Origin of the sequence: Flavobacterium sp. (genome assembly GCF_031422135.1) — a bacterium.
GTDB lineage: Bacteria > Bacteroidota > Bacteroidia > Flavobacteriales > Flavobacteriaceae > Flavobacterium.
Map to the genome: position 1 here is coordinate 1 of NZ_JANOQD010000065.1, position 8744 is coordinate 8744.

The following is an 8744-nucleotide window of genomic DNA, read 5'->3' on the forward strand; positions in this document are numbered from 1 at the left end:
GAAAAATCCAATCCTAAATATAAATTTTTCGCACCTACTTCATTAACAAACATACTAACAATGTAGGAATACAAAATAGAACCTGCTTTTATACAAAGTCCTATAAAAACGATCCATGCAATAACATTTAAAAATTTCAAAATAAAACTTGATTTTGCTGACATAATATTTATGATTTAAAATTATACAGCAAATATAATAAATAATTATTGATAAACAATAAAAAAATAATGTTAATTAATTAAATTTTATTGAAAAGTGTTGATTAGATATAAACTAAAAAAATTAGCTCTGCGGATACAATACCGTTTCTGCCACTTCAAAAGTTACATTTTCATCTTTTTCAATAAAATATTTAATAATAATTTCGCCCCATCCTGAAGGTCCTGTATAATCGGCAATAATCCATCGGTGATTTAGAAATCGAACTTTGTTGATAACCATTTGATCGTAAGGAATCAATCTGTTTCCATCAGGATTTGTATTCAAATCCATCAATTTTTCCTTGATTTTTGGCATTAGTTTTTGGACATCATATTTTTCTAAATATTCAATAGCTTTGTCGTTGTTTGCTAATGAAAAATAATCTCCATCTTCTTTCTGGCTAATAACTTTTTTGAGACTGTCTGTCATTTTTGCTCGAAATTTTTCATTTTGAGCTGTATCAAAATTGAATTTTTTTGTGGAATACATCAACTGAAAAATATTCATCAAAACCGAGAATATTAACGCATATAAAACTAATTTTTTCATTTTTTAAATTCTTTTTTAAATAGTAATTATCAAATTATCGTAAGCTAAAAATACATTTTCTGGAAGTTTTTTTTGCACTTCTTCGTGAAAACCTAGAATATGACTAATATGAGTTAAATAAGCTTTTTTTGGCTTTACAATGTTAATAAAATCCAAGGCTTCTTGCAAATTAAAATGGGTGTCGTGTGGTTCTTCACGCAAAGCATTGATAACCAAAATTTCTAAACCATTTAGTTTTTCAATTTCTTCTTTTTCAATAGTTTTCACATCAGTCAAATAAGCAAAATCTTGAAAACGGTATCCAAAAACTTGCAAGTTTCCGTGCATAAAATTAATAGGAATTATAGTTTTAGTCTCAAAAACTATAGTTTTACTGTTGATAACTTCGATTTCAGTAACACCTGGAGCTCCTGGATAACGATTTTCGGTTTCAAAAATATAATCGAAACGTTTTTTTAAGTTTTTTAAAACCCTTTGATGCCCATAAATAGGAATATTGCCTTGTTTGAAAAAAAACGGACGAATATCATCCAATCCAGCTGTATGATCTGAATGTTCGTGGGTAAATAGAATGGCATCTATTTTTTGACAGTTGGAAGTAAGCATTTGTGTTCTAAAATCTGGACCACAATCAATTACAAATGAAAAATCATCCCATTCTACCCAAACCGAAACCCGCAAACGTTTGTCTTTGAAATCATCACTTTTGCATACAGGATGCTGACTTCCTATTACGGGAATGCCTTGCGAAGTACCTGTTCCTAAAAAAAAGATTTTCAAACGAATTATTTTTTACAAAAATAAAGATTATTTTGATGTAAAACTTCCTATTTTATTAACTTTGCAAAGTATTAATTCAATAAATAAAAAATTGGACACAGAAATCAAACTTAAAGGAGATAAAGTTATTGAACAAATTCCTTCAACAACTGACAAAGCTTTAAGAATAAATCTTAACGACAATATCTACGGAACCTTTGCCGAAATTGGTGCTGGACAAGAAACTGTTCGTCACTTTTTCAGAGCTGGTGGTTCTTCTGGAACTATTGCAAAAGCAATGTCTGCTTATGATAAAGATTTTAGTGATGCTATTTATGGAATTGAAGAAGACGGTCGCTATGTTACTGAAAGTCGTCTTAAAAAGATGTTGGATCACGAAGTAGAGTTGATTGAACAACGATTGAATCGTGAAAAACATCCAACTAAAATGTTTTTTAGCTATGCAAATACTGTGGCAACCATAGATTTTGCAAAGCAATTCAAAGGACACGGTTGGGTTGGAATTCGGTATCAAATAGATTCTGACGAAGCGTATAACGAGATTTTGCTACACATTCGTTTTAAAGAAACCGATGCTAAATTACAACAAGAAACGCTAGGTAAACTGGGAGTAAACCTTATTTATGGTGCTTTTTACAAATACAATGACCCCAAAAAATTATTGCGTTATTTGTACGACCATATCGATATTGATCAATTAGAAATAGATACTATAAATTTTTCTGGACCTCGTTTTGCAGATGTTGACAATAGATTAATGAGTTTACAATTGGTGAAAAACAGAATGACTGATGCTGTAATGTTTGATCCAACAGGAAAGAATATTTTGCCAGCAGCCGTTTTATATAAAAAAAATATCCTTGCGTTGCGTGGAAGTTTCCGACCTGTAACCAAAGTAAATATGGATATGTATGAGAAATCGTTGCAGATGTTTGTTGATGGGAACAAGGTGAAAAAAGAAAATACGCTGGTTATTTTTGAAATTACCTTATCTAATTTGAGTTCAGGTGGCGAAATTGACGAACGTGATTTTATGGATCGAGCAGAATTATTATGTTCTTTGGGTCAGACTGTTATGATTTCAAACTTTCAAGAATATTATAAAGTAGTTGAATATTTTTCTAATTATACCAAAGAACGAATGGGATTGGCATTGGGAGTAAACAACCTTATCGATGTTTTTGACGAAAAATACTATCGCCATTTAAGTGGTGGAATCCTAGAAGCGTTTGGAAAATTATTTTATCGAGATTTAAAAGTTTTCCTATACCCTATGGAAGACGAAGATGGAAATGTAATCAACTCACAGAATCTTAAAGTGCATCCACGTATGAAAGAATTATATAAATTCTTTGCTTATAATGGAAAGGTGATTGATATTACTGATTTTGAAAAAGATAATCTTAAAATTTTCTCTCGTAAGGTGTTAAAAATGATTAGCGAGAATCAAACAGGTTGGGAAGAGCTACTTCCTTTTGGTATTGCCGAAATGATAAAAAAAGATCATCTTTTTGGGTATGACAATAAGGTTTTGGAGAAAGCCTAACTATTTATTTTAGTTTCAGAATTTAAAATAATTATTTAAATTCTGAAACTATAAATTAGTTACTGATTAATTGAATCTAGCCTAAAATCTGATCAGTATGCGCTTTTGTTTTTACATCCGTAATAACATTTTCAAGGATTCCATTTTCATCAATTATAAAAGTCGTTCTGTGTATTCCATCATATTCTTTTCCCATAAATTTTTTTGGTCCCCAAACGCCAAATGCCTCGATTACTGATTTATTTTCATCGGCAAGAAGTGGGAATGGAAAATCAAATTTTTCTTTAAATTTTAATTGTGCTTTTGCTGAATCGGCACTTACACCAAGTATTGCATAATTGTTTGCTGTGAAACGAGCATAATTGTTACTCAAATCACAAGCTTCGGCGGTGCAGCCTGGTGTATTGGCTTTAGGATAGAAGAAAACTACTAGTTTTTTGCCTGTGTAATCTGCTAATTTATGTGCCTTCCCATCTTGGTCTAGTCCTGAGAAATTAGGTGCTTTATCGCCTTTTTTTAATGTTATCATTTTTTTTGATTATTTGATTGTTAGATTATTCGATTTGAATTTATATAGACAAAATATTCTATGTCAAGTTGGATTGAATACAGATTACTTAGCACTCAATACTAATCCCTGACTACAAAAAATGCCCCAGATTGAAGTGAAAACCCCGCAAATTTTAAAGCTAATTTTTCTTGCAATGTCACAGCGACCAAAGGAAGCTCGTGAGATTGTATAGAAAAATAGTTTTAAAATTGAGGCGTTGAAACGAAAAGCTGGAATAGGCACATAATGATATAGATTTTTGATATTGATTTTTGAAATTACAATTGAAATCGTATTTTTACATTTCAAATTTAAGTAAAAATGACCAAAAATGAACGTGTAACTTTTGTTATAAATACGTTAAAAGAATTATATCCTACGATTCCGATTCCACTGGATCATAAAGATCCTTATACGTTACTAATTGCAGTTTTATTGTCTGCGCAATGTACGGATGTGCGTGTGAACCAGGTTACTCCATTGTTGTTCGCTAAGGCGGATAATCCCTATGATATGGTTAAATTGAGCGTCGAAGAAATTAAAGAAATTATTCGTCCTTGTGGGCTTTCGCCAATGAAATCGAAGGGGATTTATGGCTTGTCTCAAATGATTATTGACTTGCATAATGGTGAAGTTCCACAGAGTTTTGAAGCTCTGGAAGCAATGCCAGCTGTTGGTCACAAAACGGCTAGTGTGGTGATGAGTCAGGCGTTTGGCGTGCCAGCTTTTCCGGTGGATACGCACATACATCGATTAATGTATCGTTGGAATTTGACTAATGGAAAAAATGTGGTTCAGACTGAAAAAGATGCCAAACGCATTTTTCCAGAGGCGATTTGGAACGATTTGCATTTGCAAATTATTTGGTATGGCCGTGAATATTCTCCTGCTCGTGGTTGGAATTTGGAAAAAGATGTTATTACAAAGACTATTGGAAGGCAAAAAGTAATCTCAGATTATTACAAAAAAAACGCTCTGTAATTAGAGCGTTTTGTTCTTAGTTTAAAATTGTTTCGTAAACTACGTTACCCAATTTTTCTATTCGTAATGCTTTGGAATAGTTCAATATAAAATTGACAGTTTCTTTTTTTGGTAACATTTTTGGGGTTGCATTTTTCTTTTTAGAGTAAATTTTTGCCATACTATTTTTTATTATTTATAGTATAACGTAATCTTAACTATAATATTATCTAATTTGTCAAAATCATTTGATTTTTTTCAATTATGCGTCTCATATTCATTAAAGCATATCGCATTCTTCCAAGTGCAGTATTAATGCTAACACCTGTTAAATCAGCAATTTCTTTAAAACTCAAGTCTTGATAAATTCGCATTTCTACCACTTCTTTTTGATCGTTTGGCAATTCATTTAAAACTCGCAATAAATCATTTTCAACTTGATCTGTAATGATTTTAGTTTCAATATTAGGAGAATTATCAGTCATAATCGAAAAAATAGAAAACTCTTCGGTTTCTCGATACATTGGCATTTTTTTGTTTTTACGAAACGTATCTATAATAAGGTTGTGAGCAATTCGCATTACCCAAGGCAAAAATTTACCTTCTTCGTTATAGGAATTGGTTTTTAAAGTTTTAATGACTTTTATAAAAGTATCCTGAAAAACATCGTCAGAAATATCTCTGTCTAAAAGTTTAGAATATATAAAGCCGTAAATTTTTGATTGGTGCCTTTGAATTAAAACCGAAAGTGCATTTTCGTCACCATCAATATAATTCCTAACCAATAATGCATCTGGGAGTTGAATAGTAGCCATAACAATACTTTTTAGATTTTGGGTTTATCTTTAGAGTTAATCTCTTTAAAAGTATTTGTGTGTTATACGCTTTTGTTTTAATATTGTTCAGAAGTCAAATTTAGCATAATATATCTCATATATACAAATTTATCTTAAATTTTAACAAATTTAATGCAATAAAAAAAGTACTTCTGGATTTTTTCAAAAAAAATATTGATTTTAAATTAGTCAACTATTATTTTTTTAACACTTTTTTCTATTCCAGAATAAATGTTTATCAAATAAATTCCTTTAGTCAAATTTGATATATCTATTTTATTAGTGTTGGAAATGCTACTCAAAACTAAATTACCTAATAGATTGTATATTTCTACTTTATCAATAAATGAACTAGTAGAAATATTAATAAAATCATTAGTTGGATTTGGGGAAATATTTAATGCACTTAATTTATTTTCATCTGAACTTAAAGGGTTTTGATATACTCGAACGTAGTCAATTAACATGGAACTTTGAGTAAAATTAGTTGCTATAGAACCTGCAATTCCACCCATTGCAATATTGAGTAAGATATATTGTTCTAAGTCAAATGGCCAGTTGTTTGCGTTTTTAACTGTTGGATTGTATGTATAATAAATAACATCATCAAGTAAAAATGATATTCTGTTTGGAGACCAATTTAGTGAGTATGTATGATAGTTATTTGCTACATCTGAGGCTACTATTCCTCCTATATTTACAGTATTCCCAAAAGAAGAAGGTGTATGTAAAGCGCTTTGAATATAATTGACAGACTGAGATGGAAAAATTCCATGTTCCATAATATCAATTTCACCACAGGCAGGCCAACCTACAGTTCCAAAAGCTGCATCAAAATAGCCACCGTCTTCATTAATATTTTTGCCTAACATCCAAATGGCAGGCCAAGTTCCAGCTTCAATTGGTATTTTTGCTCTAACATCTACACGACCGTATTTGAAGGCAAATTTAGAGTTTAATCGAGCAGATGTGAACTGTTTTGTATTTCCTTGATCAGTAAAAACTTCTTTTTTTGAAACAATATTCAAAAAATCTGAGTCTACAAAAGAGTTTGTTACTCGATTGGTATAATGCTGTACTTCACCATTAAACCAGTTTCCACCAGCTGGTAATTGCGTTTGATGAAACCATTTATTGGAATCTATTGCTCCATTTGTATTAAATTCATCTGACCAAACTAAAGTTGAATACACAACATCAACTTGGGCAAAACATATTTGACATAGCAAAGAAAAAAATAAAAATAGTTTGAGTTTAGTATTTTTCTTCATAATAACCTTTTAAGTTTTTAAAATTATTTCAAGATAAAATTTTGGTGTTCTGCATCACTAATTTTGGAGTTCTATCTATTTTAAAAAGTCCCCAATGTTTTTCTGGTTCTAATGGCTCTGAAGAGCCTTTCCAAGATTCGTCAAAGGCTTCAAAAACAAAGGTTAAAATTCCTTCTGTATCAGTCCAATTTACTAAATCTTGATAATAAATTTCTTGATTCTCTTCACTTACATTATGTGGTTCTATTCCACGTCCGTTAGAATTTGTTGCCCAACCCGCTTCGGTAATTACAACTGGTTTATTAGGATACATATTGGCGACTGCCAAATAGTTCTCTTTGGTATATTCTAATGCTTCGTGAATATTTTTATATTCCCAAACAGGATAAGTGTGTATTGATATAAAATCGACTTCGTCTACTAAAGGCTTTAGCTTACTTAGCCAAGGCACATAATTTTCACAAAAAGTTACAGGCTGCTTTGTTTCTTTTTTAATTAATTTTACATATTCAATAACGCTAGCAACGGATACATAATGATCTGTCCAATCTACACAGGCTTCATTTCCTGCTGATAGCGTTGAAATAATTGTTGGATATTGATTGGCTAAGCTGATAAGTTTTTTAATCTGAATTCCGTTTTTTAATCGGTTTTCATAAAGTTGTTCTTCGGTGTAAACTCCACCACCCCAAGGGCAACCAAAATTATTCATTTCGGCTACAATATACGCTCCAAGCATTACTTGAAAAGGTAAATTTTCATTTTTAATTACTTCTAGAACCGTTACTGCATGAGCATCGCAATCATACAAACGCAAATATTTCCAATGATTTTGAAGTAATAGTAAATCTTCTTTTACTTCATTATAGCTTGGATAAATACCACCCGGTTGTTGTCCTTCTCTAAAACCAGAATAACAAATTGCTCGACCTGGTTCTAAATTTAGTGCTTTAAAACTGTTCATTATTGTATTTTAATTTTTCATTTTTGTCCCAAATTCCCCAATATGCACCAACTTCTCCTTCGTCTCCAATTTTCCAAGATTCGTCAAAAGACGAGAAATAAAAAACATCAATATTTTCTTCTTTGGACCATAGTTGGGTATTCACAAAATATTGCAAACCACCTTGTTTTGATGGATGCGAATCTTTAAAACTTTCGCCTTGACTTGGCCATCCCGTTTCGGTAATAATTACTTTTTTGCCATTTCCAGCTTGTAGTGCTTGGTGGTACATACTTTTCATATGTGCTAACGAATAATCAAGATTGCAACCTTCCCAGAATGGATAACAATTGGTTAATATTACATCGCAAGCTTCAGTAATTCTAGGTTTTATAGTAAATTCATAATAAGCATCTACATAACCAACTGGAATGGTATCTGGAATTGCTTTTTTTACTGTATCGATAAACTCTAAAAGTTCCTCTTCAGTTAAATCTTTACGATACATTACTTCGTTTCCTACAGCAGCAATATCAACAAAACCTTCGTTTGAAAGTTTTATTAATCCTTCAATCTCATTTTTATTAACCTCAGGATCATCTCCAAGCCAAGCACCAACTAACGTTTTTATTCCGAATTCTTTAGCAATTATTGGAATAAACTCATTGCCTTCGGTACACGAAAAGGATCTAACCCATTTGGTGTGAGGCGCAATAATATCCATTCTTCGTCTAACTTGTTCTTCAGAAATGATGTCGCCTGGTTTCTGACCGTCTTGATACATACTAAAACAAATTCCGTGCATTTTAGTATTTAATACATCGCTGAAAAGCACATTTAATTCTTCTGGCGTTTTTGCAGTAAAATCAATTCCGTCAAAGTTTTTAAACTCATTGGTATTATCAAATTTTATTTGATAAAGTGAATCTTCTTTTCTTCTAAATGACATTAGTTCTTATTTATTATCAAATTTTAATTTTTCATTTTTATCCCAAATACCCCAAGCAGCACCTACTTCTCCTTCTTGGTTAACTTTCCAAGATTCATCAAATGATGAAAAATAGAAAAGTTCAATACTTTGATTTTTAGCCCATTCTTGAACAGA

At 31.3% G+C, this 8744-nt stretch carries 10 protein-coding genes; 2 read left to right on the forward strand and 8 right to left on the reverse strand.

Annotated features, from left to right (window positions below; genetic code table 11):
- Window positions 1-285 precede the first annotated feature (285 nt).
- Both RMO70_RS09030 and RMO70_RS09035 read right to left on the reverse strand, forming a co-directional pair.
- Entirely contained in the window at window positions 286-753 is a 468-nt protein-coding gene (locus RMO70_RS09030) for a hypothetical protein (RefSeq protein ID WP_310556110.1), read from the reverse strand.
- 15 nt (window positions 754-768) lie between these two features.
- Complete coding sequence (locus RMO70_RS09035; protein ID WP_310556111.1) at window positions 769-1533, reverse strand: MBL fold metallo-hydrolase; 765 nt, start codon at window positions 1531-1533, stop codon at window positions 769-771.
- A gap of 91 nt (window positions 1534-1624) precedes the next feature.
- Between RMO70_RS09035 and RMO70_RS09040 the strand changes: the two genes are divergently transcribed.
- Complete coding sequence (locus RMO70_RS09040; protein WP_310556112.1) at window positions 1625-3079, forward strand: TonB-dependent receptor; 1455 nt, start codon at window positions 1625-1627, stop codon at window positions 3077-3079.
- Window positions 3080-3155: 76 nt separating this feature from the next.
- Here the strand turns inward: RMO70_RS09040 and bcp are convergent, their stop codons facing one another.
- The gene (bcp, locus tag RMO70_RS09045) at window positions 3156-3608 is read right to left on the reverse strand and encodes a thioredoxin-dependent thiol peroxidase (protein WP_310556113.1); all 453 of its coding nucleotides are present in this window, start codon (window positions 3606-3608) and stop codon (window positions 3156-3158) included.
- 342 nt (window positions 3609-3950) lie between these two features.
- Here bcp and nth point away from each other — a divergent pair, with 342 nt between their 5' ends.
- On the forward strand, window positions 3951-4610 hold the full coding sequence (nth, locus tag RMO70_RS09050; RefSeq protein ID WP_310556114.1) for an endonuclease III: 660 nt from the start codon (window positions 3951-3953) through the stop codon (window positions 4608-4610).
- 16 nt (window positions 4611-4626) lie between these two features.
- Here nth and RMO70_RS09055 read toward each other — a convergent pair whose 3' ends face one another.
- The 5 genes from RMO70_RS09055 to RMO70_RS09075 all read right to left on the reverse strand — a co-directional run bounded on the left by RMO70_RS09055 (window position 4627) and on the right by RMO70_RS09075 (window position 8588).
- Window positions 4627-4770 carry a hypothetical protein gene (locus RMO70_RS09055; protein ID WP_310556115.1) on the reverse strand — a complete coding sequence of 48 codons (144 nt, stop codon included), beginning with the start codon at window positions 4768-4770 and terminating at the stop codon, window positions 4627-4629.
- Window positions 4771-4819: 49 nt separating this feature from the next.
- The gene (locus tag RMO70_RS09060) at window positions 4820-5404 is read right to left on the reverse strand and encodes a sigma-70 family RNA polymerase sigma factor (RefSeq protein ID WP_310556116.1); all 585 of its coding nucleotides are present in this window, start codon (window positions 5402-5404) and stop codon (window positions 4820-4822) included.
- A 206-nt stretch (window positions 5405-5610) separates the two neighbouring features.
- Window positions 5611-6696 (reverse strand): family 16 glycosylhydrolase, encoded by a 1086-nt coding sequence (locus RMO70_RS09065; RefSeq protein ID WP_310556117.1) that lies wholly within the window; start codon window positions 6694-6696, stop codon window positions 5611-5613.
- A gap of 28 nt (window positions 6697-6724) precedes the next feature.
- Window positions 6725-7660 (reverse strand): glycosyl hydrolase family 17 protein, encoded by a 936-nt coding sequence (locus tag RMO70_RS09070; RefSeq protein ID WP_310556118.1) that lies wholly within the window; start codon window positions 7658-7660, stop codon window positions 6725-6727.
- Window positions 7647-8588 carry a glycosyl hydrolase family 17 protein gene (locus RMO70_RS09075; RefSeq protein ID WP_310556119.1) on the reverse strand — a complete coding sequence of 314 codons (942 nt, stop codon included), beginning with the start codon at window positions 8586-8588 and terminating at the stop codon, window positions 7647-7649. The genes RMO70_RS09070 and RMO70_RS09075 overlap by 14 nt, the downstream gene beginning before the upstream one ends.
- Window positions 8589-8744 lie beyond the last annotated feature (156 nt).

What these genes read in the sequence shown, in the direction of transcription:
- bcp (WP_310556113.1), bottom strand. Translation starts at nt 3,608, where the DNA reads ATGATAACATTAAAAAAAGGCGATAAAGCACCTAATTTCTCAGGACTA.
- RMO70_RS09065 (WP_310556117.1), bottom strand. Translation starts at nt 6,696, where the DNA reads ATGAAGAAAAATACTAAACTCAAACTATTTTTATTTTTTTCTTTGCTA.
- RMO70_RS09070 (WP_310556118.1), bottom strand. Translation starts at nt 7,660, where the DNA reads ATGAACAGTTTTAAAGCACTAAATTTAGAACCAGGTCGAGCAATTTGT.
- nth (WP_310556114.1), top strand. Translation starts at nt 3,951, where the DNA reads ATGACCAAAAATGAACGTGTAACTTTTGTTATAAATACGTTAAAAGAA.
- RMO70_RS09030 (WP_310556110.1), bottom strand. Translation starts at nt 753, where the DNA reads ATGAAAAAATTAGTTTTATATGCGTTAATATTCTCGGTTTTGATGAAT.
- RMO70_RS09075 (WP_310556119.1), bottom strand. Translation starts at nt 8,588, where the DNA reads ATGTCATTTAGAAGAAAAGAAGATTCACTTTATCAAATAAAATTTGAT.
- RMO70_RS09060 (WP_310556116.1), bottom strand. Translation starts at nt 5,404, where the DNA reads ATGGCTACTATTCAACTCCCAGATGCATTATTGGTTAGGAATTATATT.
- RMO70_RS09055 (WP_310556115.1), bottom strand. Translation starts at nt 4,770, where the DNA reads ATGGCAAAAATTTACTCTAAAAAGAAAAATGCAACCCCAAAAATGTTA.